This window comes from Ancylobacter sp. (genome assembly GCF_965229075.1).
Taxonomy (GTDB): domain Bacteria; phylum Pseudomonadota; class Alphaproteobacteria; order Rhizobiales; family Xanthobacteraceae; genus Ancylobacter.
This window is the reverse complement of the sequence record NZ_CBDDIO010000002.1, coordinates 2,632,784-2,656,840: the sequence shown is the minus strand read 5'-3', so window position 1 is coordinate 2,656,840 and position 24,057 is coordinate 2,632,784. Positions and strand designations below refer to the sequence as shown.

The following is a 24,057-nucleotide window of genomic DNA, read 5'->3' as shown; positions in this document are numbered from 1 at the left end:
TGCCTTGCCTTGCCTTGCCTCACCTCGCTCCGCGCCGGAACTCGCCGGGGGAGACGCCGACATGGCGGCGAAAGGCCCGCGTGAAGGTCGATTGCGAGGAGAAGCGGCAGGCGTGGGCGATTTCCGCCAGGCTCAAATCGCTGTGCAGCAGCAAATCCTGCGCCCGTTCCACCCGCAGAGTGCTGATGAAGCGGTGCGGCGGCACGCCCATGGCGGAGCGGAAGGCGCGGGCGAAATGATGCACGCTCAGGCAGGCAATATCCGAAAGCTCGGCCAGCAGCAGTTCGGATTCGATGTTGTCGTTGATGTAGTCGATGACACGGCGCAGCCGGTTGCGGTCGAGCGACACGTCGCCCGGCGGCGGGCGCCGCTCGCCGGCATAGAGCGAGACGAGATGCGCCGCGAGGGCGCGGGTCAGGCTGTCGACCAGCAGCCGGCCGGCCGAGCTTTCCTGTTCCAGCTCGGCCTGAACGCGGAAGCCGACCTGCCGGAGGAAATCATCGTCGACATCCGCGCGATAGGCGATCTCTTCCGGTAGCACCGGGCGCGAGAGGTCGCGCGACATGTCGGCGAACACCTCGCGGCCGATATAGATGTGCAGCACGTCCTGCAGGTCGTCGGTGATGCGGATGGAATCTTCGACGACCCCGATAGGGCACAGCCATACCGTGCCCCGCCGCACCGCCGTGTCCTGAAGTTCTCCGCTCGCCCGGCGCTGCACGCGCGCGCCCTCCGCGCCACGCAGGGCCAGGGTGATTTCCATCTGCTGCGGCACCGGCGGCGGGATCTCGCCCGCCGGATGGTTGCGGATCTCGGCCGCCATCCCCGACCAGTTGCGCCGCGCGGAACTGAACAGAAGTTCGGCCCGGGGAAACTTGCGGCGGCCAAAATCGTGCACGCTCGCCATGTGTCACATCCTCGTTCGCATGGGCTGCACTCTCATTTTTCAATCCCGAGGCCGGGCGGCGCCGGGATCAACCACGTCAATCCAAGCAAACACAATGCCGATCCCGGCAAAGACGCGCCCACGCGGATGCGGCACCGTAATCCTGTAGCGTCCGCTCCCCCTTGCGACACGGCGCCGGCAGGGTGGAGCGGAGCGGACGGAGATGGTGATGAACTCCAGGACCCCCGCGCAGCATGTTGAGGACGCCGGCATCGCCAGCGCCCCCGGCACCGCCTACCTTCTCAGTAATGAGCTCGTCGGCCGGCTCGGCGTCAAGCGCGACGAATGGTGGGGGCGCCTGAGGGTGACGGCACGGACCGTCGAGGCGGGGGTCGACAGCTGGCACGCGCGCGACGCGGAGGGCGGAAGCTGGCGCATCCGCAGCGCGTGCTGGAACAGCGCGGCGGCCTGCCGGCTGCAGCTTGGGGCCGCTCTCGCCCTGCGGCTGGGCGAGGACCTCGCCGAGGTGCCGGCCTTTCTCGGCGCGCCGGAGAGGTTCGCCCTCGTCTATCCTCAGCCGGCGCGCCGCACCCTCCTGGACCTCGCCCGGGGCGAGAGCCTTGCCGATTTTCTCGCCCTCGCCGTGGCGGTGGCGACCGCGCTGGCGCGGCTGCACGCGGCGGGCGTCGTTCATGGCGCGCTGGTGCCGGCGCGGCTGCTGCTCGACGCGGACATGCGTGTGCGCTTCGCCGAGTTCGAGGCCGGTGCCTGCGAGGGCTCCGGCCCGGCGCAGGACTACGCGGTGCTGCGGCAGGAGCTGCCCTATGCCGCGCCCGAATTGCTGCGCACCGACCCGGCGCCGGCCGATGCCCGCGCCGACCTCTACGCCATCGGCGTCATTCTCTATGAGCGGCTGACCGGTGCGCTGCCGCTGGCGGCCGACGGCATCGCCGGCTGGCTTCATGCTCACGTGGCGATGGAGGCATCCTCGGTGCGGCAGAGCCGGCCGGACGTGCCGCCCGTGCTCGACGCCCTCCTGCTCAAACTGCTGAGCAAGGACGCCCGCGCGCGTTACCAGACCGCCGAGGCGCTGGCGGCCGATCTGCGGCGCGTGGCACGCGCTCTCGACGGCAAGGGACAGGCGGAAACTTTCCCGCTCGCGCGCGGGGAGTTCGCCGACGCCGCGCAGGTCGCCCTACGGCTGTTTGGGCGGCGGGAGGAGAGCCGGGCTCTGGCCGAAGGCTATGCGGCCTTCCGTGCCGTCGCGGCGCCGCATGTGCTGATGGTCTCCGGCCCACCCGGCGCCGGCAAATCCACGCTGGTCGAGACCTTTCTGGCGGAACTGCGGGGCCAGGGCGTGGTCTGCGCCGCCGCCAAGGGCGTGCAGCTGCGGCAGGGCGCCCCGCTCGCCCCGCTGCGGCAGGCACTGCGGCGGACATTGGCGCAACTGATGGCGGGGGATGCCACCGCGCTCAAAGCCGCACAGGCGCGCCTCGCCACAGTGAGCGGATGCGGTCGGCTCCTTGCCGAACTGGCGCCGGACCTGCCCTTCCTGCCGCCGGACGCCTCCGCCCCGCGCGAGGTGCCCGCCCAATTGGCGCAGGCGCGCCTGGCGCGGATCTTCATCGAGACTTTCGGCGCCCTCGCCGCGCCGGAGAACCCCGTGGTGCTGTTCTTCGACGATCTGCAATGGTTCGACCACGCCAGCCTCGCCGTACTGCGCCAGCTCTGCGACGCGCCGCCCGCCCATGTGCTGGTGATCGGTTCCTACCGCACGGAGACCCGCCATCGGATGAACCTGCGCGAGCTGCTCGATGTGGCCGGCCGTGCGGCCCCGGACGTGCGCCTGCCACCGCTCGCGGCCCGCGACACGGCCGAGTTGGTCGCCTTCACGCTCAAGAGCACGGCGGAGGAGGTGCGCGGCCTCGCCGCGATCGTTCATCGCGAGGCCGGTGGCAATCCCTTCCATGCCGGCCAGCTGCTGCAAAGGCTGCGCGACGAGGGCATTCTGCGGTTCGACGCGGATCGCTATGAATGGGTATGGGACGCGGAGCGCCTCGGCCAGCCGCAGGACATTCCCGACCTGATGAACCGGCGCATCGATGCGCTGACACCGCTCCAGCGGGGCGTCCTCCAACATTGCGCCAGTCTCGGCGGGCGCTGCTCGGTGGACGCGGCGGCGCGGTTGTCAGGCATCAGCGTCGAGCAGGCCGCGAGCGCCGCCGGCGCGCTCGTGGCCGCCGGGCTGTTGCAGCGGGTCGGGGCGGATTATGCCATCGTCCATGACCGGGTGCTGGAAGCGGCCTATGCGCGGATGACGCCGGAACACCGGGCGCGCGAGCATCTCAACAATGCGCGGCTCCTGGCCGCCGGCGACATCGAGGCCGACCGCAACCTCGCCCTCGACATCGCCGCGCAGATCGAGCGCTGCGAACTCGACAGCCTTTCCGCGCAGGACCGCGCCCGTTTCACCGACATCGTCATGGTGGCCGCGCGGCTGTGCCGGAGCGCGGGCGATGCCGAGCGCGCGCTGCACTGCGTGGACCTGATCCGGCGCATGGCCGCCGATCCGGCCGTCGCCGGCGCACGACCCGGCTTCGAGGTCGAGTGGCTGCGCTGCGACTGCCTGCTGGCGCTGGCGCAGGTCGAGGAAGCGCTCGACGCGCTGGACGCCCTGCCGGCGCTGGCGCGCGACGCCTTCGACCTCGCCGACATCCACCGCCTGCGCGCGCTGGCCTTGACGGTCAAGAGCGCCTATCCCGAGGCGATCGCGGCGGCGCTGGACGGGCTGAGGAGGCTCGACATCGCGCTCGACGCGGCACCGACCCTCGACCAGATCGATGCCCGCTACCGCGCCTGCCAGGAGCGGCTCGACGCCATGGGCCTCGACGCGCTGCTGGCGCTGCCGGACATGACCGACCGGCGGGCGCGCGCGGCGCTGGCACTGCTGTCCACCCTCGTCTCGTCCTTCTTCGTCGAGGGCGAGCTGCGCTTCCTGCACACGATCTGTATTCTCGAACTCTCCCTCGCCCATGGGCTGGCGCCCGAAACCGCCTATGGCCTCGCCTTTTTCGGCATGCAGAGCGCCCAGCATTACGCCGCCTATGAGCGCGGCGCCGAACTCGCAGCGGCGGCGACCACCCTCGCCGCCCGCGACGGCTATGAAGCGCAGCGGACCGCGACGCTCATCGCCCTCGATCAGGTCAGCGCCTGGACCCAGCCGATCCGCACCGCGCTCGACCATGCCCGCGAAGGCGCCCGGATCGGACAGGCGGCCGGCGATGTCGGCATGACCTGCTACGCCCGCAACCATATCGCCTCCAACCTGCTCATCCTCGGCGAGCGGCTGGACCGGCTGCGGGCGGAGCTGGTGGACAGCCTCGCGAAGACCGCGGAGGTGGGCTATGCCGATATCGAGCAGATCCTCGCCGCACAGCTCGCCTTCGTCGACGATCTCGCCTCGACGGACCGCGCGCCCGTCCCGGCCGAGCCGGCCTCGCACAGCTTTTCCGTCGCCACCCGCTTCTGGACCGAGCACTATGCCGGGCTGCGCTGTTTCTATCGCGGCGATTACGATGCCGCCGCGCGCCATCTCACCCGCGCGGACGCTCTCGCCTGGGCGGCGGCGGCGCATATCGACACGGCGCAATCCTGCTTCTTCCTCGCCCTCGCGCGGCTGCGTAGCCTGCCGGCCGAGGCGCCGCTCGCCGCACGCCTCGACGGCCTGAGCGAGGCCCGCGCGCGCTTTGCCGGCTGGGCGCGGCTCAATCCCGAAACCTTCGGCGGCAAGCATCTGCTGCTGGAAGCCGAAGCGGCACGCCTTGAGGGGCGCTTCGAAAGCGCGGCGGCGCTTTTCGAACAGGCCGCCGGTGCCGCAGGTGCCGCCGGCTTCATCCACGACCAGGCTCTCGCCCACGAACTGGCGGCGCAGCTCTATCTGGGCGCGCGTCTGGTGGCGCCGGCGCAGGGATGCATGCGCGCGGCGGCGCGCGCTTACCGGCAATGGGGCGCCCATGGCAAGGCCGCGCGGCTCGGTGCCGCGCCGGAGCCCATGGACGATGCCGACGCGCGCGTCGCCGCGCCGGAGCGGATGCAGAACGAGCTCGACCTCGCCGTGGTCAGGTCGGCCTCACAGGCCCTGGCGGAAGAAATCGGGCTGGAACAGGTCGTCCGCACGCTGATGAAGAGCATGGTGGTGCATGCGGGGGCGCAGTTCGGCCTGCTGCTGCTGCTGCGCGGCGGCGCGCCGGTCATCGAGGCGACGGCGCGGGTGCGTCAGCAGACGGTCGAGATCGAGCTGCGGCCGGACGCGGTGCCGGAACAGCTCATGCCCTCCTCCGTGCTGCAGACGGTGTGGCGCACCGGCAAGCCGGTGACGCTCGCCGATGCGGCGCTGGAAGCCCCCGATCGCGGCCTGTCGATGGGCCGGAGCAGCATCCGCTCGCTCGCCTGTATCCCGCTGCTCAAGCGCGGCGAACTCATCGGCATTCTCTACCTCGAAAACGCGCTCGCGGCCGAGGTGTTCACCCCGCGCCGCATGGCCATGCTGGACGTGCTGGCCCCACAGGCGGCGATCTCGCTGGATGCCGCCCGGCTCTATGGCGACCTGATGGAAGAGAACCTGCGCCGCGCGCGGGCGGAATTCGACCTGCGCGAGGCCCGCAGCGAACTGGCGCGCGCCACCCAACTGACCGCGATGGGCAGCTTCGCTTCCGCCATCGCCCATGAGATCAACCAGCCGCTCGGCAGCATCGTCTCCTATGCCGAGGCGGCGCTGCGCTGGATGAACCGGCCGGAGCCGGATCTGGAGGAGGTGAAAAGCAACCTGCTCGGCATCCGCACTGCCGGGCGGCGGGCCGCCGACATCCTCCAGGCCCTGCGCGCGCTGGTGAGGCAGGCGCCCTCTTCTCTTGCCCCGCTGCGGATCGAAAGCGTGGTCGAGGAGGTGCTGGCGCTGCTGGCACCGGAGATTGCCGCCGCCGGGGTGACGCTCGCCACCGCCCTCGCCCCGGAAAGCCGCGCCGTGCTGGCCGACAGGGTGCAGTTGCAGCAGGTGCTGTTCAACCTCGTCACCAACGCGCTGCACGCCATGGGCGACCCGGCACGCGAGAAACGCATGTTGAGCATCACCACCGCCACGACCGGGGACCGGGTCGAGGTGACGGTGGAGGACAGCGGCTGCGGCATGGCGCCGGACCTGCTGGGGCGGATCTTCCAGCCCTTCTTCACCACCAAGGCCACCGGCATGGGGGTGGGGCTCGCCATCTGCCGCTCCATCGTCGAGCTGCATGGCGGCACACTGGACGCGCGGTCGGTGGAGGGAGAAGGCAGCGCCTTCCGCATCCGCCTCCCCCTTCACACCGACGCGGCCGGCTGAGGCGCGGCGGGCTCAGGCGGCGTTGAGCGCGAGGTTGCGGCCGAGGCGCTGGCCATAGGCGACGATCGCCTGTCCGGCCGGCACGCGGACCCGCGCATAGTCGCTCAGCGCGGCGTCGAGATCGGCATGCTGGCGCAGCGCGTCGCGCAGGGCGAAGGCATCCCCCGCCGCCTTGGCGACGCCCATCGCCGTGTGCGGCCGGGCGACGAAGGCGGCATCGCCCATCAGCGCGACCCGCCCCTTCACCATATGGTCCGGCGCATAATCGAAAATGGCGTGGATGAAGGGCTCCGGCTCCGCCGCCACCGCCGCCGCGAAGGAGGGCGGAAGCACCTCTTGCGCCTGCGCCTTGAGCGCCGCCACGCGTTCGGGCCGCACGCGGCCGGGGGCAAGGGAGAAGGGCCGTCGCACGCCGTCGCGATCGGTCAGCACGTCGCCCAGTTCCTCCGGCATGTAGCGGCGGTACCAGACCCAGTTGTAGCGCCGGTGTCCGACCCCGGTGGCGCCGTCGGCGCCGGGGACGAGATAGCCCAATATGTGCGAGCCCGGCGCGTCGCAGAAGGCGAAGCGCTCGAACGGCTGGCGCGCCGCGACCTTCGGCATGTCCGCTTCCGGCACCAGCCCGCGCCAGGTGGCATAGCCGACATAGGCCGGCTGCGCCGACGGGCCGGAGACGGCGGCACGGACCCGCGAGCCGATACCGTCGGCGCCGATGACGAGGTCCGCCTCCTCTTCGGTGCCGTCCTCATAGCGCACGCGCGCCCCGGCGGGTGCCGGGCTCACCGCGACGGCGCGGGCGTCGATGCGGTAGCTCTGCTCCGGCACCTGCGTGCGAAAACTGCGCCACAGCACATCCCAGGAAAGCTGCGTCTGCGGACTGTGCTGGCGGTGGATGATGCGGTCGTCGCTATCGAGATAGATGCGCTCCGGCGCGGTGACGCCGACACGGGCGACGTGCTCGACACCGATCTCGCGCAGCATGTCGAACACTTCGCGCTGCGCCACCAGCCCGGCGCCGCGCCCTTCGAGGCCGTGCCGCGAGCGCTCGCGCACCTGCACGTCGAAGCCGGCGCGGGCGAGGAGGACGGCGGCGAACAGGCCGCCCATCGACCCGCCAATGATGAGGATGCGAGAGTTCATGGCGGAAGATCCCTTCGTGCCGGCCATTGCCATTCTCGGGTGCCGCCATCAGGGCGGAGCGCCGGGCCGGTGCCGGCATGCGGCGGCCTTGAGAGATAGAAGCCGCGATGCGGGCCGTCTTGCAGGAAGGCACGGCGGGCGCGAAGCGCGCAGGCGGGACGGGTGGACCTCGCGGCCGCCGGGCCGAAGAGCGCCGGCGCTAACGAAATACCTACCGCAGCCACCAAGAAGAAACGGCCGGCAGGTAAATCATACATAGGTATTGCCAGACCAAACCAACCATTCCCGACGACAGCCCGATGTAGAATGGAGGGGTCTCTGCCTGTTGGCCATTGTGACCGAGGCGCCGGAGCCGGCGTCGGTCGCAGTCGGAGACACAAATGGGCATCGCGAAGAGTATTCGTCCCTATCATGAACCCGCCGGGGGCTGGGGCGCCCTCAAGGCGATGGGCGCCGCGCTGGTCGAGCAGCATGTCGCGGTTTCCGGCATGGCGACGCTCGCGCGCATGAACCAGCCCGGCGGCTTCGACTGCCCCGGCTGCGGCTGGGCCGACCCGAAGAACCCCTCGCCGTTCGAATATTGCGAGAATGGCGGCAAGGCGGTGGCGTGGGAGGCGACGGCAAAGCGCTGCACGCCGGATTTCTTCGCCCGCTTCACCGTGAGCGAACTGGAAGCCTTCACCGATTTCGAACTGGAGATGCAGGGCCGGCTCACCCATCCCCTGCGCTATGAGGCGCTGACCGACCGCTATGTGCCGGTGAGCTGGGAAGACGCCTTCGCCACCGTGGGGCGCCATCTCAACGCCCTGCCTAACCCGGACATGGCCGAGTTCTACACTTCCGGCCGCGCCTCGAACGAAGCGGCGTTTCTCTATCAGCTGTTCGCCCGCGCCGTCGGCACCAACAATTTTCCTGACTGCTCCAACATGTGCCACGAGGCCACCAGCGTCGGCCTGCCGCACTCCATCGGCGTCGGCAAGGGCACGGTGCTGCTGGAGGATTTCGACAAGGCCGACGCCATCCTGATCTTCGGCCAGAATCCCGGCACCAATTCCCCGCGCATGATGACCGAGCTGCGCAACGCCGCGCGGCGCGGGGCGACCATCCTCTCCTTCAACCCGTTCCGCGAACGGGCGCTGGAGCGCTTCCAGGCGCCGCAGAACCCGGTGGAGATGGCGACGCTGACCTCGACGCCGATCTCCTCCCGCATCTTCCAGGTCAAGGTCGGCGGCGATGTCGCGGTGCTCAAGGGGATGATGAAATATCTCCTCGCCGCCGACCGCGCCGCGCAGGCGGCGGGCGGGGCGCCGGTGCTGGACTGGGATTTCATCCGCGGCCACAGCGCCGGCATCGAGGCGCTGATCGCCGATCTCGACGCCACCCCCTGGGAGGCCATCACCGCCAAAAGCGGCCTGTCGCGCGCCGACATCGAAAGCGCGGGCGCGGCTTATGCCAAGGCCGAGCGCGCCATTCTCGTCTATGGCATGGGCATCACCCAGCACCGCCACGGCACGCAGAATGTGCAGCAGATCGCCAATCTCGCTTTGCTGCGCGGGCATGTCGGGCGCGAGGGCAGCGGCATCTGCCCGGTGCGCGGTCATTCCAATGTGCAAGGCGACCGCACCGTCGGCATCACCGAGGTTCCCTCGACCGACTTCCTCGACCGGCTGGAAGCGCGCTACGGCTTCGCCCCGCCGCGCGCGCATGGCCACAACGTCGTCACGGCACTGGAGGCGATGCTGCGCGGCGAGGTGCGGGTCTTCATCGGCCTCGGCGGCAATTTCGCCGCCGCCATTCCCGATCTCCCGCGCACGCAGGAGGCGCTGCGGCGGCTCGACCTCACCGTCCACATCGCCACCAAGCTCAACCGCAGCCATCTCGTCCATGGCCGCGAGGCGCTGATCCTGCCCTGCCTCGGCCGCACCGAGCAGGACCTGCAGGCCACCGGCCCGCAGTCGGTGACGGTGGAGGATTCCATGTCCATGGTCCACGCCTCCACCGGCCACAACCCGCCCGCCTCGCCTTATCTCAAGAGCGAGCCCGCCATCGTCGCCGGCATGGCGCGGGCGACGCTGGGCAGCAGGGTCGCGATCGACTGGGAAGGGCTCGTCGGCGATTACGCGCGAATCCGCACGGAGATCGAGGCGATCTTCCCGATCTTCCAGGGCTACAACACGCGGATCGAGGCGCCGGGCGGCTTCCATCTCACCTCGCTCGCCCGCGAGCGCATCTGGGCGACGCCGAGCGGCAAGGCGCAGTTCCTCGTCTGCGGAGGCCTGTGCGAAGACCCGGCCGTGGTCGATCCCGACGCGCTGTGGCTGTCCACCATGCGCAGCCACGACCAGTACAACACCACGCTCTATTCGCTCTCCGACCGCTATCGCGGCGTCTATGGCCAGCGCGACGTGCTGTTCCTCAACCGCGACGAGATCGCCCGCCGGGGCCTTGCGGACGGCGACCGGGTCGACATCGCGACCCTCTCCGCGGACGGGGTGGAGCGCACCCTGCGCGGCTTCCGGCTCATTGCCTACGATTTCCCGGCCGGCAGCTGCGCCGCCTACTACCCCGAGACCAACCCCCTGGTTCCGCTCTACGCGCACGATCCCCAGAGCTTCACGCCGTCTTCCAAGGGCGTGCCGGTGCGGATCGCCAAATCAACCCTTCAGCCGGGAGCCCAGTGATCCCATGGACGCCGTCGCTTTCGCCCGCCTGCAATTCGCCTTCACCGTCGGCTTCCACATTCTGTGGCCGACCCTCACCATCGGTCTCGCCTGGTTCGTCACCTGCCTCAGCGCCTTGTGGTGGCGCACCGGCAAGCCGGTGTACCGCCAGCTCATGCGCTTCTGGATGCGCATCTTCGCCCTCGGCTTCGGCATGGGCGTCGTTACCGGCATCGTGCTCAGCTATGAGATCGGCACCAACTGGGCCGGCTTCTCGCGCTCGGCCTCGAATGTGCTCGGCCCGCTGTTTCTCTATGAGACGCTGACCGCGTTCTTCCTGGAGGCCGGCTTCATCGGCATCATGCTGTTCGGCGAGGGGCGGGTGTCGAAGGGCGCCCATGTCTTCGCCAGCCTGATGGTGTCGGTCGGCGCGCTGTTCAGCGCCACCTGGATCATCGCCGCCAATAGCTGGATGCAGACGCCGGCCGGTGCCGTGGCCGGTGCCGATGGCATCTTCCATGTGGTGAACTGGTGGGACGTGGTGTTCACCGCCTCCTTCCCCTACCGGCTGGCGCATATGGTGTGCGCGAGCTTCCTCACCGTCTCCTTCGTCGTCGCCGGCGTCTCCGCCTTCCACCTCTGGCGCGGGCGGCAGGTCGAAGCCTCGCGCACCGCCTTCTCCATGGCGCTGTGGATGGCGCTGATCCTCGCCCCGACGCAGATCGCGCTCGGCGACCTGCACGGCCGCAACACGCTGGAGCACCAGCCGACCAAGCTCGCCGCGATGGAAGGGCTGTGGGAGACCACGAAGGGCCCGGCGATGACACTGATCGCCTGGCCGGACATGGCGGCGCAGAAGAACCTCTACGCGCTCGACATTCCCCATCTCGCCAGCCTCTACCTCACCCATAGCTGGGACGGCGAGGTGCAAGGGCTGAAGGCGGTGCCGCCGGCCGACCAGCCCAATGTGCCCGTCGTGTTCTTCGCCTTCCGCATCATGGCCGGCATCGGCATGGTGCTGCTCGCCACCGCCATCACCGGGCTCGTGCTGCGCCTGCGCCACCGGCTGTTTGAAACGCGCTGGTTCCTCGGGCTGGCGATGACGACCACGCCGCTCGGCTTCATCGCCGTCATCGCCGGCTGGACGGTGACGGAAGCCGGCCGGCAGCCCTGGGTCATCTATGGCCAGCTGCGGACGGCGGACGCGGTCGCCCCGGTGAGCGCCGGCGCGGTGGGGGCGAGCCTCGTCGGCTTCTTCCTCCTCTACAATGTGCTGATGCTGACCTTCCTCTGGTTCGCCGGCCGCGCCGCCATCGCCGGGCCGACCGACCTGCCGGTGCCGGTCGAGATACATCCCGGCCTGGACGGCACCAACAGCGGCCGCCGCGCCGCCCTTCCCCCTGCCCCCGATGCGCCGGCCCTGCCGGGCGCGCCCCATGCTGCGGGAGCCTGACCCATGATCGCCCTTCTCACCGCGCATGTCGCGCTCGTCTTCGCCGCGCTCGCCGTGTTCTGCGTCGTGGTCTATGTGCTGGCCGACGGCCTCGACCTCGGCGTCGGCATCCTGTTTCTCGCCGCGCCGCGCGACGCGGACCGCGACGTGATGATGGCCAGCATCGAACCCGTCTGGGACGGCAACGAAACCTGGCTGGTGGCCGGCGGCACGCTGCTGCTCGCCGCCTTCCCAGCCGGCTACTACATCCTGCTGCCGGCCTTCTACCTGCCCATCGTCACCATGCTGTTCGCGCTGATCCTGCGCGGCGTCGCCTTTGGCTTCCGCCTGCAGGCGACACGGTTCCGCTTCGTCTGGGACCTCGCCTTCGCCGGCGGCTCCATCCTCGCCGCGCTGTGCCAGGGGCTGATCCTCGGCGGACTGATCGACGGCGTGCCGGTGGCGGACGGCATGTTCGCCGGCGGGCCGTTCAGCTTCCTCAGCCTGCTCGGCCTGCTCTGTGGCATCGGCCTTGTCGGCGGCTACGCGCTGATCGGCGCCGGCTGGCTGATCCTGAAGACGCAAGGCGGCACCCAGATCTTCGCCCGCGAGATCGCCCATGCCGCACTCATCCTTGTCGCGGTGATGATGCTGGTGGTCAGCGGCTGGAGCGCGCTCACCGTGCCGGACGTGGCGGCGCGCTGGTTCAGCCTGCCCAATATCGTGCTGCTGGCGCCGGTGCCGCTGGTGACGCTGGCGGTCATCGTCGCGCTCTGGCGCGGCATCTGGACCGGGGCGGAGATGCGCACCTTCGCGCTCGCGCTGGTGCTGTTCGCCCTCGGCCTCATCGGGCTGGTGGTGAGCCTGTGGCCCTATGTCGTGCCGCGCGCCGTCACCGTCTGGGATGGCCTCGCCGACCCGCAATCCCTGACCTTCATCAGCTTCGGCCTTGCCATCGTCCTGCCGGTCGTCCTCGCCTATCAGGCGCATGCCTACTGGGTGTTCCGCGGCAAGACCCTGACGGAGCACGGCGCCTATGACGCCCCTGCCGGGACACGCCAGCCCGGAACCCTTTCGTGAAGACCTTCATGCCTCCCCCCAAGCGAGACCGGACCATGTCACGAAACATCGCAGAACTCATGATCGACACGCTGGAACAGGCCGGCGTCGCGCGCATCTATGGCGTCGTTGGCGACAGTCTGAACGGAATGACCGAAGCGCTGCGCGACAGCGACCGCATCACATGGGTGCATGTCCGCCACGAGGAGGCGGCCGCCTTCGCCGCGGCGGGCGAGGCGCAGATCACCGGCAGGCTCGCCGTCTGCGCCGGCTCCTGCGGGCCGGGCAATCTGCACCTGATCAACGGCCTGTACGATGCCCAGCGCAGCCGCACGCCGGTGCTCGCCATCGCCGCGCAGATCCCCTCCTCGGAAATCGGCGGCGGCTATTTCCAGGAGACGCACCCGCAGAACCTGTTCCGCGAATGCAGCGTCTATTGCGAGATGGTCTCCGACCCCGCGCAGATGCCCTTTGTGCTGGAAAACGCCATCCGCGCGGCGGTGGGCGAGCGCGGCGTCGCCGTCATCGTCGTGCCCGGCGACGTGGCGCTGCGCCCGGCGCCGGCGCGGGTGATCTCGCCGCCCGCCGGCCTGCTGCCGCCCGTGCCCGTGGTGACACCCGCCGTCTCCGAGATCGAGGCTTTCGCCGATTTGCTCAACGGCGCCCGCCGCGTGACGCTGTTCTGCGGACGCGGCTGCGCCGGCGCCCATGCCGAGCTGATGGCGCTGGCCGAGGCGGTGAAGAGCCCCATCGTGCATGCGCTGGGCGGCAAGGAATATGTCGAATACGACAACCCCTATGATGTCGGCATGACCGGCTTCATCGGCTTCGCCTCCGGCTATGAGGCGATGCATGCCTGCGACCTGCTGGTGCTGCTCGGCACGGATTTCCCCTACAAGCAGTTCCTGCCCACGGGCGTGAAGACCGTGCAGGTCGACATCCGCGCCGCGCAGCTCGGCCGGCGCTGCACGCTCGATCTCGGTCTGGTCGGCGATGTGCGCGCGACGCTCACGGCTGTGCTGCCGCTCCTGCGAGCCAAGACTGACCGGGCGCATCTCGACGACGCACTGGCCCGCTACAAGCGGGCGCGCGAGGGGCTCGACGCTCTCGCCGTGGGCACGCCCGGCCGCAAGCCCATCCACCCGCAATATCTCGCCAAGGTGGTGAGCGATCTCGCCGCGGAGGACGCCGCCTTCACCTTCGATGTCGGCACGCCGACCATCTGGGCCGCGCGCTACCTCGCCATGAACGGCAAGCGCCGGCTGGTCGGCTCGCTGGTGCATGGCTCGATGGCCAACGCCATGCCGCAGGCCATCGGCATCCAGGCGGCGCAGCCCGGCCGGCAGGTGGTCTCGCTCTCCGGCGATGGCGGCTTCGCCATGCTGATGGGCGATCTCATCACGCTGGTGCAGGAGAAGCTGCCGGTGAAGATCGTGATCTTCAACAATGGCGTGCTCGGCTTCGTGGCGATGGAGATGAAGGCTGCGGGCTTCGTCGGGCTCGGCACCGACCTTGAGAACCCCGATTTCGCCGCCATGGCCCGTGCCATGGGGCTGATGGGGGTGCGGGTGGAAGACCCCGGCGACCTTCCCGGCGCCGTGCGGCAGGTGTTCGACCATGACGGCCCGGCTCTGCTCGACGTGGTCACCGCCAAGCAGGAACTGTCCATGCCGCCGACCATCGGCCTTGAGCAGGCCAAGGGCTTCGGCCTGTGGATGATCCGCGCGGTGTTGAGCGGGCGCGGCGACGAGGTGCTCGACCTCGCCAGGCAGAACCTGCTGCCGCGCTGACGCAAGCCGCCCGCGTCGCCCTCACCGCAGCAGCGCCGCGCCTCCCGCCGCCATCAGGGCGAGGAGGCTGGCGCCCGCCAAAGTGAGGGCGAAGCGCCGCGTGCCGAACAGGCCGGCATAGGCCGTCTTCGCCAGCATGTTGGCGACGACGGCGAGGCCGAGCGCCCGCGCCGCCACGCTGGCGTCGAGCGTCGGCAGCATGCCGGCCACCGTCACCGTCACCGCGTCGACATCGGCGAGGCCCGAGAGCGCGGCGGCGGCATAGAGCCCGCCCGTGCCCCATATCTCGCTCGCCACCCGCGCGGCGAAGGCCACCGCCACCAGCAGCAGCGCCATCTTGAACACGGCGAGGAGATCGAACGGGTTGCCCGGCTCCGGCCGCTGTGCCGGCGGCGTGCCCGTCCCGCCCCAGTGGGTCAGCAGCAGGGCGGCGGCGAACATCACCGCCGCGCCGACGGCCAGCGGCAGCAGCAGGCGGTCCGCCAGCGCGGGGAGCAGCGCCGACACCAGCAGCGCGGTGCGCACAAGCGAGACCCCGCCCGCGCTCACCGCCCCGGCGGCCAACGCCCCGACGGCGGGGCTCTCGCGCGAGCGGCGGGCATTGGTGATAGTGGTGGCGGTGGAGGAGATGAGCCCGCCAATGCTGCCGGCGAGCAGTTCCCCGCGCGTAGCGCCGAACAGGCGGACGGCGATGTAGCCGCAGAAGGAAATCGCCGCCAGCACGATGGCCATGGCGAGGATGCGCGCCGGCGACACGCCGCCGAACGGGCCGATCGGCTCCGCCGGCACGATGGGCCGCAGCACGAAGGCGAGCGCCAGCAGGATCAGCGCCGAGCGCAGTTCTGCCCAGCGCAGGCGCTTGATCGCCCGGTGCAGCATGTCGCGGCTGGCGAGGATCACCGCCAGCACCACCCCGCCGGCCGAGGCCAGCGTCATGTCGCCGACGAGCGCCAGCGCGCCGAGCGCGAAGGTCAGCATCGCCGCGACCACGGCGGTGGCGCTGAAACGGTTCTCCACCACGCCCTCGCGGTACTGGAACAGGGCGATGACGGCGGTGAGCGTGACGAGGAAGCCGACCAGCACCAGCCCCGACGGCGCCCCGGCGGGCGCGAGCAGCCGTTCCAGCAGGCCGGCGACGCCGCCCAGCATGCCGATGAGCGTGAAGGTGCGGATGCCGGCGGTGCGGGCGCCCTCATCCTCGTCGCGCTCGCGCCAATGGCGCTCCACCCCCACCAGCGCGCCGATGGCGATCGCCAGCGCCAGACGCCGGAAGATGTCCATCTCGTCCATGGCCGGCCTCAATCCCTCGGGCTGCGTGCCTTCCGGCCCAACTGACCGCAGGGGCGGACTATCGGCCCGGCCGGCAGGCGCCGACAAGCGGGGGATTACGGAGGGGATCGCCCGTCTCGACAGCAGGCGCGGTTTACGCCATTCCCTCCCCGATCGCCACGGGCGCCGGTGCGGGAGGGACGGATGCGGGACGTATGGATGAAGGCCGGACGCCGCGTCGCGGTTGTGGGCCTTGTTTGCCTCGCCCTCGGCATGCCGGCCCGCGCCGCCGAGCCGCCCCTTTGGCCGGACGATGCCGTTCACCGGCTGGCGGCGCTGGCGCTGGTGCAGACGCTGAACGCCGAACTGCTGTCCCATCCCAGCGCCACGCTGACGCTGGACCGCTGGTGCGCCGCCCATAGGCTGGCGGAGAAGCCGACCATCGTCGCCGACCGCATGCGCGGGCAGGACAAGCCGGCCAGCCCGGAGATTCGCGCCTTGCTCAAGGTCGACGCGGACGCGCCGGTGAATTACCGCCGGGTCCGGCTCACCTGCGGCGACAAGGTATTGTCGGAAGCCGACAACTGGTATCTGCCGGCGCTTCTGACGCCGGCGATGAACGCGACGCTGGAGACTACCGACACGTCTTTCGGCCGGGTGGTGAAGCCGCTCGATTTCCGCCGCACCACGCTCGGCGCCCGGCTGCTGTGGCAGCCACTGCCCGAGGGCTGGGCGATGGGCGCGCCGCTGCCGCCCGCGGCCGGCACCCTCGCCATCCCGCCCTTCGTGCTGGAACACCGCGCCGTGCTGACCCTGCCCGACGGCACGCCGTTCAGCGCGCTGGTGGAGAGCTACACGCGCGAGACGCTGGCCTTCCCGCCGCCCGCACTTGACGCACCGGCGCGTTAGAAAGCGCCGAGATAGTCCATCTTGCCGACCGGCACGCCCTTGTGGCGCAGAATGTCGTAGGCGGTGGTGACGTGGAAGAAGAAGTTCGGCAGCGCGAAGGTCAGCAGATAGCTCGTCCCGACGAAGTGCCTTTCGCCGCGCCGCGACTTCTGCACGATCTCGCGCGTCTCGCTGCCCGCGAAGCCGGCCGGATCGACGTTGGCGAGATAGTCCAGCGTCGCGGCGATGCGCTGGTGCAGTTCCTCGAAGGTCGTCTCGGTATCGGGGAAGCTCGGCGCAGTGGTGCCGGTCAGCCGTGCGGCAGCGAATTTGGCGGAATCGCACGCGCTCTGGATCTGGCCGGTCAGCGGAAACATGTCCGGCGCAAGCCGCGCGGCGGCGAGTTCCGCGAGATCGAGCCCGGCGGCGGCGGCGTGTTCCTCGCCCTTGCGCAAGATCGCGTCGAGATTGCCCAGCGCGCGCTGGAACACGGGAATGGAGGCGTCATACATGGAAAGCGGCATGGAAGTCTCCAGAAGGGGAATGCGACAGGACCGCCCGCGCCAGAGCATCTTCTGAGGGCATCGGGAGCGCGGCGGTCGGAACGAAAAACCCCGGCGCGGAGGACCGGCCGGGGTTTGATCGGAACCGGAGACAGTCAGGCGATCAGATCGCGCCGCCGACCCAGCTCAGCATCTTCGCCTTCGGCGCCGCGCCGACCTGGCGGGAGGCCAGCTGGCCGTCCTTGAACAGCAGCAGGGTCGGGATCGACATGATGCCGTACTTCGAGGCCGTCGCCGGATTCTCGTCGACGTTCAGCTTGACGATCTTCACCTTGTCGCCGAGCTCGCTCGCCATCTCGTCGAGCACCGGGGCCACCATGCGGCACGGGCCGCACCATTCCGCCCAGAAGTCGACGATGACGGGAGAAGAGGAGTTCAGCACCTCGGACTCGAAATTCTGATCCGATACTTTTTCGACGCCCATTTGGACACCTTTCTAGAATCGTGGATTTCCACAAAGTTGACAGGAAGGTAGGTAGCCGCCCCCCCATGCGTCAAGGCAGCGTCACCCCAACGTGACTCTTTCCACCGCCCGCTCCAGCGCCGCGCCGTCGAGCGCATGCACGAGAGGGCCGGCGGTATAGACCAGCAATGCCCGCACAGGCTTGCCTGGGAATAGCTTGGCGATGAGTCGCGCATAGAGCGCGACCTGACGGATATGCGCCGGCGGCAGGGCTGATGCGTCGCGCGGCACATGCCGGTCGGTCTTGAAGTCGGCGAGCAGCACGAGCCCCTCGGTCACGCTCAGCCGGTCGATGCGGCCGGACACCGGGGTGCCGTCCTCCAGTTCGCCGGCCAGCGGCACTTCGCCGAGGCTGCCGGGCGCGAACAGGGGGCTGAGTTCCGGCAGAGCGAGCGTCGCCAGCGCCTCGGCGAGCAGTTCCTCGCGCGCGGCCTCCGGCCAGTCGGTGCTCGACGCCAGCAGGCGGCGGCCGGGCTCGGGCCGCCCAGCTTCGGGCAGCGGCGCCAGCGCCGCCATCAGCCGGTGCAGCAGGTCGCCGCGTTCCAGCGCGCGGGCGGCATCGCCGGTGGGCGCCAGGCCGAAGACATCCGCACCGGAGGGGCGAAGGCTCACTGGCGCCAGCGTCTCGCGCACCGGCCGGGCCAGCGCTCGCGCCAGGGCGCGCTCCTCGGTGGCACCGGCGGGCGGCGGGGGAACAGGCAACGGTGGCAGCGGGGCGTCCGCCGCGCCGGCGCGCCAGCGCAGCACCGTGCCGGCAAAGCCGCTGGCGGGGACTTCCAGAGCCTCCGGCTCCAGCGCGGAGCGCACGAGATCGTACCAGCAATCGGCCGGGCGCTGGCGCGCGCCATCGGCGCCGCACAGCACCAGCGCCGTCTCGGCGCGGGTCAGCGCGACATAGAGCAGGCGGCGATATTCGTCCTGCTGGGCGTCGTCGCCGCGCTGGCGGGCGGCGGCCATGGCCGGCGTGTCGCCCTTCTTCGCCGGAGCGTGCAGCGCCACGCGGCGCCCGTCGGGCAGTTCCACGCGCAGCAGCCCGGCGCTGCGGCGGGTCATCGGGCCCGACGTGGTGTCGGCGAGGAGGACATAGGGCGCCTCCAGCCCCTTGGCGCCGTGCACGGTCATTACCCGCACCTCGTCGCGCCCGGCTTCCATGTCGCGCTTTGCCTCGGCGCCGCCGCGGCGCAGAAAGGCGAGGAACCCGGCGAGCGAGGGCGCCTCCAGGCTCTCATAGGACCGCGCCAGCGCCAGCATCTCGTCGAGCGCGTCCGCCGCCTCCGGCCCCAGCCGGGCGAGCATGGCGGCGCGGCCGCGCTCGCGCCCGAGCACGCGGGTGTAGAAATCGAACGGCCGCAGCCGCCGCGCCTCGTCGCGCAGCCGCGCCAGCCGCATCGCGGCGGCGCGCCATGTCGGGTTCTCAAGCGCGCGGGCCGCCAGCACATCTTCCAGAAGCCCGGCGCGGCCGGGCGCCAGCTTCATCAGGTCATTGTCGTCAAAGCCGAAAAGCGGGCTTTTCAGCACGCTCGCCAGCGCCAGCTCGTCGTCGCGCGCCAGCAGCGCATCGCCCAGCGCCATCAGGTCCATGACCGCGATATGCTCGGCCACCACCAGACGGTCGGCGCCGGCCACCTCCACCCGCGCCTGTTTCAGCTCGCGGATGATGGAGGTGAACAGCCCGTCGCGCCGGCGCACCAGAATGAGGAAATCGCCCGGCCGTGCCGGGCGCGTGCCGTGGCGGCCGGTGACGGGAAAGCCTTCGCGGATGCGGGCGGCGATATGGGCGGCGATCTTCTTCGCCAGCCTTCCCTTGGGGTCGTCGGCACCGGGCGCGTCGAGCGGGCGCTGCCAGGCGTCGACATCCACCTTCTCGCTCGGCGCTTCCGGCTCCCACATCTCCACCAGCGCCGGCAAGGCAGCATGGATCGGCGCATGCACCGGGGGCTTGGCCTCGGCGGAAAGCCCACGATAGGAGGCCTCGCGGCCGAACACCGCGTCCACCGCCTCCAATATGCCCGGCGCCGAGCGGAAGGAGTGCTGCAGTTCCACATGCACGAAGCCGGCCCCGCCCGCCGCCTCGAAGTCGCGCCGCACCGTGTCGAAGCGGCGCGGATCGGCGCCCTGGAAGGAAAAGATCGACTGCTTCTCGTCGCCGACGACGAACAGGGTGCGCGGCAGCTGGCGGTCCTCGCGCGCGCCCTCGCCGGCGAAGAACTCGGCCACCAGCGGGCGAATCACCTCCCATTGCTCCGGGCTGGTGTCCTGCGCCTCGTCCAGCAGCACATGATCGATGCCCTGGTCGAGCTTGTAATGCACCCAGGCCGAGGCGCCGGAGGCCAGCAGCCGGCGGGCGGCGTTGACGAGATCGGCGAAGTCGAGCACGCCGCGCGCCGCCTTGGCCCGCTCATAGCGCCGCGCCGCCTCGCGCCCGAGGATCAGCACCGCCCGGCTGCGCTCGAAGGCGCGGGCCGCCGTCAGCTGGCGCGCCAACGGGGCGATGCGGTCGCGCTCGGCGATCAATTGCGGGTATTTCGCCCGCGCCGCCGCATTGCCGAACTGGCCGTCGGAATAAGGTTCGCCATCCTCCTTGAGAAATACGCCGGCATAGGTCTCCGCCACCGCCTCCGGCGGCGCCAGCACAGCGGCGCGCAACGCCTGCCCGCGCTTGGCGCAATTGCCCCCCTCCAGCATGAGCGCCTCCGCCAGCCCCAGCCACGCCCCGGGCGGGATCAGCGCCGCCTCGATGATCGCCCGCTCGATGTCGGCGGAAGCGATGGGCGCGTCGAGCCCGACGGCGCGGGCGAGGTCGTCCTCGCTCGCCGCCAGTGCCGGGGCATCCGCCACAAGCTCCTTCAGCAGTTCGTTGATGCCGGCATCGGAGGTCTGGCCGACGATCAGCGCCAGCGCCTGGCCGAGGTCACTCGCCGGAGCGCCTGCCGCTTGCAGCACCACCTCCGCCCGCACTCGCGCCAGCAGTTCCAGCCGCGCCGCCTCCTCCAGCTCGCCGAAGCCGGCGGGCACGCCGGCCTCGAAGGGGAAGGCGTGCAGCAGCGCGCCGCAAAAGGCGTGGATGGTCTGGATCTTCAGCCCGCCCGGCGTTTCCAGCGCCTGCGCGAACAGCCGCCGCGCCTGCGCCCGGCGCAGCGGGCCGGGCTCGCCGCCGTCGGTGCGGACGATCTCGGCGTCGAGCGCTTCGTCGTCCAGCGTCGTCCAGCGCCGCAATTCGCCGAGCACGCGGTTGGCCATGTTGGCGGCCGCCGCCTTGGTATAGGTGAGGCAGAGAATGCGCCCCGGCTTCACGCCGCGCATCAGCAGGCGGATCACCCGCCGCGCCAGCACATGGGTCTTGCCGGATCCGGCATTGGCCGAGACCCAGGCCGAGAGCATGGGGTCGGAGGCCGAGGTCTGCAGCACGGTGGCCGCCCGCAGCGCGCCGGGGGCGAGGTCGGTGATGTCGCTCATTCCTCACCCTCCCCGCCGGTGGACCATTCCTTGGCCCGCGCCAGATGGTCGTAATCGCCATAGCGCCCGCCGAACATCGGCCGTGCCAGCGAGGCATAGCCGCGCGAGGGGTTCTCGAAGGCGGCGATCAGCGTTTGCAGCCGCGCCAGCGTGTCGGTGGCGAGGCCGGCGGCGGTCGTCTCCTTGTCCACCGCGTTCACCTCCTTCACCTCCGCCGTGCCGAGGCGGATATAGGCCAGCGCCGCCGCTTCCTCGCCCGGCACGTCCGGGAAGCACCCCTCAGCCGCCATCGCGGCTTCCAGCGGCAGCTGCGGGGAATAATGCACCGCCGTCTGTTTGGCGGTCGGCACCGCGCCGGTCTTGAAGTCGAGGATCGCCAGCCCGCCGTCGCTGAGTTGCTCGATGCGGTCGGCGCGGCCAGTGAGGGTGAAGCGCCCGCCGGCGAGGGCCAGCCGGCCATATTTCTCCGCGAAGACGCGCCGCGTGCGGGTGCGCCGGGCGCGTTCCCAGCCGATGAGGCGCGGCACCAGCCGCTCGAAACGCGCCCACCACAGCGCGTGCTCGGCGGGGAAGCGCTCCAGCGGCGCGAAAGCGCGCCGGCCGAAGGCGAGCAGCGCCGCCTCCGCCTGCTCGGGCAGTGCCTCCGGGAACGCCTGCGCGAAGGTGCCGAGCGCGTCGTGAATGGCGCTGCCGCGCTCCCCCGCGCCCGGTGCCTCGTCGAGCCCGTCGAGCGGGGCGAGGCCCAGCACATGGCGGGCATAGATGGTGTAGGGGTCGCGCAGCCAGGTCTCGATCTCGGTGACGCTGAGCTGGCGCGGCCGCAGTTCCACCGGCGGCGCCGGCTCCGGTCGGGCGATGCGGGCGGCGGGCGGCTCCTCCTCGATGAAACCGGCGAGGCGGCGGAAGCGGTCGCCGCGGGCGATGGCCGCCTTCCAGCGCGCCTCCCCGCTCACCGCCGCCAGCCGCTGCAAAAAGCGCGAGGGCACAGTCGGCGCCCCGCCGAGCTTGCGCGGATAGGACAGCACCAGTTCCGGCGCGCCGCAGCCCTGGGCGAAGTCATGCGCGGAAAGGCCGATGCGCCGCTCCGGCGCCTCCAACCCCAGCGCGGCGCGCATCGGCCGGCTGAGCCAGGGGTCGGCGCGCACCGCGTTCGGCCAGGTGCCCTCGACCAACCCGGCCAGCACCACGCGGTCGACGCCGACCAGGCGGGCTTCCAGGGGCCCTAGAATGCGCAGCCGCGCGCCGGGCACCAGCGGCGGGCGCACCGGCTGGCTGGAGAGCAGCAGCACCAGCGCGGCGGCATAATCCGCCAGCGTCATGGCGGGCGCATGGGCGGCGCCCTCCGCCAGCGCCTCGAAGGCGCGGGCGAGTTCAGCCAAGGCCGTCGCCTCGGCGGGCGAGTCGATCCCGGGCCCGTCGGCCTCCGGCCCGCTCCACGCGGCGGCAATGGCGGCGCGGTGGGCCTCCAGCAGGGCGGCGAAGGGGTGCTCCCCCTCCCCCAGCGCCAGCAGCGGCGCGAGGGCGGCGGCAAGGCGGTTTGCGAGCGCCTCGGCCAGCGTGCGGCGCTCCTCGCCAAGCCGGGCGCGGGGGTCGCGCGGGTGGAAATCGGACGGGTTGAAGCCCGCCACCGCCTCGGTCAGCCCGGAGGCCCCGGCGGCCGGGCGCGGGCCGCGCAGCACCATCATTTCCAGCGCGTCGGCGCCGGCATTGAGCGTGGCGCGCTCCAGCCCGAAGCGGGCGAGCGGATGGCGCAGTAAGGCGGAGAGCGGCAGCGGCGCCAGCGCGTCGCGGCAGGCATCCGCCACCAGCCGGGCGAAGCGGCCCGGCCCGCTTTCCGACAAGGGTTCGCCGGCGGAATCGTCGATGGCGACCTCGAAGCGCAGCAATTCCGCCGCCACGCGGCGGGCAAGGTCGCGGTCGGGGGTGATGAGCGCGCCGGTACGCCCCGGCACCTCCAGCACCTCGCGCAGCGCAAGCGCGATGGCCAGCGCCTCCTCGCGCGCATCCTCCGCCTCGATCACGCTCACCTCGGCGAGCGCGGCGTCGATGGCGGCGGGGCCGAGCCGGTCGGAAAGGCTCGCCCATTGCTCGGTGGAGGCGACGGGGCGCAGCGCCTCCGACAGAAGAGACTCGCGCCCATGCGCGGCCGACGGCGCCAGCTCGCGCACCGCGTCGCGCGGCACGCGCATATGGCGCTTCAGCAGCAAGGCGAGGCCGTATTGCGGGTGGCTCGGGGCGCTGGTCTCCTCGTCGGTCAGCCCCGCCCAGGAGGGCTCGTCGAGCGCGAAATCCAGCCCCGGCAGCACCACGGCGCCGCGCGGCAGATGCGCCACCGTCGCCAGCAGCCGCGCGGTGGCGGGCATGGAGCCGGTGGAGCCTGCGGCGATGACCGGGCCGCCCTCGGGCGTGTTCGCCAGCCGCGCCGCCTCGGCGGCGATCAGCTGGTCGCGCCGCACCGCCGCGTCCACCTGCCCCTGCTCCTCCAGGAAGCCCGGCCAGAAGGCGCGGGCGATCTTGAGGAAGTCCAGCGCCATGTCCCAGTAGCGGTCATGCTCGCCGGGCACCAGCGTGTCCAGCCGCTCCCACGGCACTTCCTGCGCCACCATCTCGTCGATCAGCCGCGCCAGCTCGTCGGCGAGGGCGAATTCCGCCCCCGGCCCGGCGGCGACGGCGGTGCGCCCGTCATCGCCGGCCAGCGCCCGCCGCCACAGCCGGATCAGGCTCGCCAGCGCCAGCCGGCGGGTGGTCGGCGGCACGGCGCGCGGCGGATCGGTGAAGGTCTCGGCGAAGGCCAGCGCGTCCTCGTCGACATCGCCGACCGGCACGATGCGCGGCAGCAGCGTCACCCCCGCCCCCATGCGCTGGCGCAGCGCCTCGGCCAGCAGGCGTCCGGCGCGGCGGGTCGGCAGATAGACGGTGGCGGTGGCAAGACGCAGCGGATCGCCGCGCGGGGCGAAGCCCTCCACCAGCACACCGTCGAGCAACGCGTCGGCCAGCACCGCGACGAAGGGCGCGGAGGAGGGAATCGAGAACAGCCGGGGATGGCGGCGCGGCGCGTCCGTGCTCATGAGCGC

General features: G+C 71.2%; 13 protein-coding genes. 6 read left to right on the top strand and 7 right to left on the bottom strand.

All coding sequences use genetic code 11. The annotated features are described in order from the left end of the window. Window positions 1-19: 19 nt before the first annotated feature. Window positions 20-907 carry a helix-turn-helix domain-containing protein gene (locus ACO07Z_RS18480; RefSeq protein WP_421700043.1) on the bottom strand — a complete coding sequence of 296 codons (888 nt, stop codon included), beginning with the start codon at window positions 905-907 and terminating at the stop codon, window positions 20-22. Window positions 908-1,115: 208 nt separating this feature from the next. Between ACO07Z_RS18480 and ACO07Z_RS18475 the strand changes: the two genes are divergently transcribed. Beyond that, window positions 1,116-6,263 (top strand): trifunctional serine/threonine-protein kinase/ATP-binding protein/sensor histidine kinase, encoded by a 5,148-nt coding sequence (locus tag ACO07Z_RS18475; RefSeq protein ID WP_421700042.1) that lies wholly within the window; start codon window positions 1,116-1,118, stop codon window positions 6,261-6,263. Between the two features lie 12 nt (window positions 6,264-6,275). Here ACO07Z_RS18475 and ACO07Z_RS18470 read toward each other — a convergent pair whose 3' ends face one another. Then, on the bottom strand, window positions 6,276-7,403 hold the full coding sequence (locus ACO07Z_RS18470; protein ID WP_421700041.1) for an FAD binding domain-containing protein: 1,128 nt from the start codon (window positions 7,401-7,403) through the stop codon (window positions 6,276-6,278). 380 nt (window positions 7,404-7,783) lie between these two features. On the opposite strand from ACO07Z_RS18470, the gene ACO07Z_RS18465 reads away from it, so the two are divergent. The 4 genes from ACO07Z_RS18465 to poxB are packed head-to-tail and all read left to right on the top strand — an operon-like array spanning window position 7,784 to window position 14,344. After that, the gene (locus tag ACO07Z_RS18465; RefSeq protein ID WP_421700040.1) at window positions 7,784-10,084 is read left to right on the top strand and encodes an FdhF/YdeP family oxidoreductase; all 2,301 of its coding nucleotides are present in this window, start codon (window positions 7,784-7,786) and stop codon (window positions 10,082-10,084) included. Between the two features lie 4 nt (window positions 10,085-10,088). Continuing rightward, entirely contained in the window at window positions 10,089-11,516 is a 1,428-nt protein-coding gene (locus tag ACO07Z_RS18460) for a cytochrome ubiquinol oxidase subunit I (RefSeq protein WP_421700039.1), read from the top strand. A gap of 3 nt (window positions 11,517-11,519) precedes the next feature. Next, window positions 11,520-12,575 carry a cytochrome d ubiquinol oxidase subunit II gene (gene cydB, locus ACO07Z_RS18455; RefSeq protein ID WP_421700038.1) on the top strand — a complete coding sequence of 352 codons (1,056 nt, stop codon included), beginning with the start codon at window positions 11,520-11,522 and terminating at the stop codon, window positions 12,573-12,575. A gap of 35 nt (window positions 12,576-12,610) precedes the next feature. Continuing rightward, a complete protein-coding gene (poxB, locus tag ACO07Z_RS18450) occupies window positions 12,611-14,344 on the top strand; it encodes a ubiquinone-dependent pyruvate dehydrogenase (RefSeq protein WP_421700037.1) in 1,734 nt (577 codons plus the stop codon). Between the two features lie 21 nt (window positions 14,345-14,365). Here the strand turns inward: poxB and ACO07Z_RS18445 are convergent, their stop codons facing one another. Beyond that, window positions 14,366-15,634: an MgtC/SapB family protein gene (locus ACO07Z_RS18445; RefSeq protein WP_421700036.1), complete on the bottom strand. Its 1,269-nt coding sequence runs from the start codon at window positions 15,632-15,634 to the stop codon at window positions 14,366-14,368. Window positions 15,635-15,832: 198 nt separating this feature from the next. On the opposite strand from ACO07Z_RS18445, the gene ACO07Z_RS18440 reads away from it, so the two are divergent. Beyond that, window positions 15,833-16,522, top strand: coding sequence for a hypothetical protein (locus tag ACO07Z_RS18440; protein WP_421700035.1), 690 nt, complete (start codon window positions 15,833-15,835; stop codon window positions 16,520-16,522). Here the strand turns inward: ACO07Z_RS18440 and ACO07Z_RS18435 are convergent. The 4 genes from ACO07Z_RS18435 to addB form a co-directional block, all read right to left on the bottom strand. Continuing rightward, entirely contained in the window at window positions 16,519-17,025 is a 507-nt protein-coding gene (locus ACO07Z_RS18435; protein WP_421700034.1) for a DUF1993 domain-containing protein, read from the bottom strand. The two genes, ACO07Z_RS18440 and ACO07Z_RS18435, sit on opposite strands and share 4 nt — an antisense overlap. 142 nt (window positions 17,026-17,167) lie before the next feature. Next, complete coding sequence (gene trxA / locus ACO07Z_RS18430) at window positions 17,168-17,488, bottom strand: thioredoxin (protein ID WP_421700033.1); 321 nt, start codon at window positions 17,486-17,488, stop codon at window positions 17,168-17,170. Window positions 17,489-17,569: 81 nt separating this feature from the next. Next, on the bottom strand, window positions 17,570-20,983 hold the full coding sequence (gene addA / locus ACO07Z_RS18425) for a double-strand break repair helicase AddA (protein WP_421700032.1): 3,414 nt from the start codon (window positions 20,981-20,983) through the stop codon (window positions 17,570-17,572). Then, window positions 20,980-24,051: a double-strand break repair protein AddB gene (addB, locus tag ACO07Z_RS18420; RefSeq protein ID WP_421700031.1), complete on the bottom strand. Its 3,072-nt coding sequence runs from the start codon at window positions 24,049-24,051 to the stop codon at window positions 20,980-20,982. The genes addA and addB overlap by 4 nt, the downstream gene beginning before the upstream one ends. Window positions 24,052-24,057 lie beyond the last annotated feature (6 nt).

Coding starts and splice junctions, on each gene's coding strand:
- ACO07Z_RS18465 (WP_421700040.1), top strand. CDS start 7,784: ATGGGCATCGCGAAGAGTATTCGTCCCTATCATGAACCCGCCGGGGGC.
- trxA (WP_421700033.1), bottom strand. CDS start 17,488: ATGGGCGTCGAAAAAGTATCGGATCAGAATTTCGAGTCCGAGGTGCTG.
- addA (WP_421700032.1), bottom strand. CDS start 20,983: ATGAGCGACATCACCGACCTCGCCCCCGGCGCGCTGCGGGCGGCCACC.
- ACO07Z_RS18470 (WP_421700041.1), bottom strand. CDS start 7,403: ATGAACTCTCGCATCCTCATCATTGGCGGGTCGATGGGCGGCCTGTTC.
- ACO07Z_RS18440 (WP_421700035.1), top strand. CDS start 15,833: ATGAAGGCCGGACGCCGCGTCGCGGTTGTGGGCCTTGTTTGCCTCGCC.
- addB (WP_421700031.1), bottom strand. CDS start 24,051: ATGAGCACGGACGCGCCGCGCCGCCATCCCCGGCTGTTCTCGATTCCC.
- poxB (WP_421700037.1), top strand. CDS start 12,611: ATGTCACGAAACATCGCAGAACTCATGATCGACACGCTGGAACAGGCC.
- cydB (WP_421700038.1), top strand. CDS start 11,520: ATGATCGCCCTTCTCACCGCGCATGTCGCGCTCGTCTTCGCCGCGCTC.
- ACO07Z_RS18435 (WP_421700034.1), bottom strand. CDS start 17,025: ATGCCGCTTTCCATGTATGACGCCTCCATTCCCGTGTTCCAGCGCGCG.
- ACO07Z_RS18475 (WP_421700042.1), top strand. CDS start 1,116: ATGAACTCCAGGACCCCCGCGCAGCATGTTGAGGACGCCGGCATCGCC.
- ACO07Z_RS18460 (WP_421700039.1), top strand. CDS start 10,089: ATGGACGCCGTCGCTTTCGCCCGCCTGCAATTCGCCTTCACCGTCGGC.
- ACO07Z_RS18480 (WP_421700043.1), bottom strand. CDS start 907: ATGGCGAGCGTGCACGATTTTGGCCGCCGCAAGTTTCCCCGGGCCGAA.
- ACO07Z_RS18445 (WP_421700036.1), bottom strand. CDS start 15,634: ATGGACGAGATGGACATCTTCCGGCGTCTGGCGCTGGCGATCGCCATC.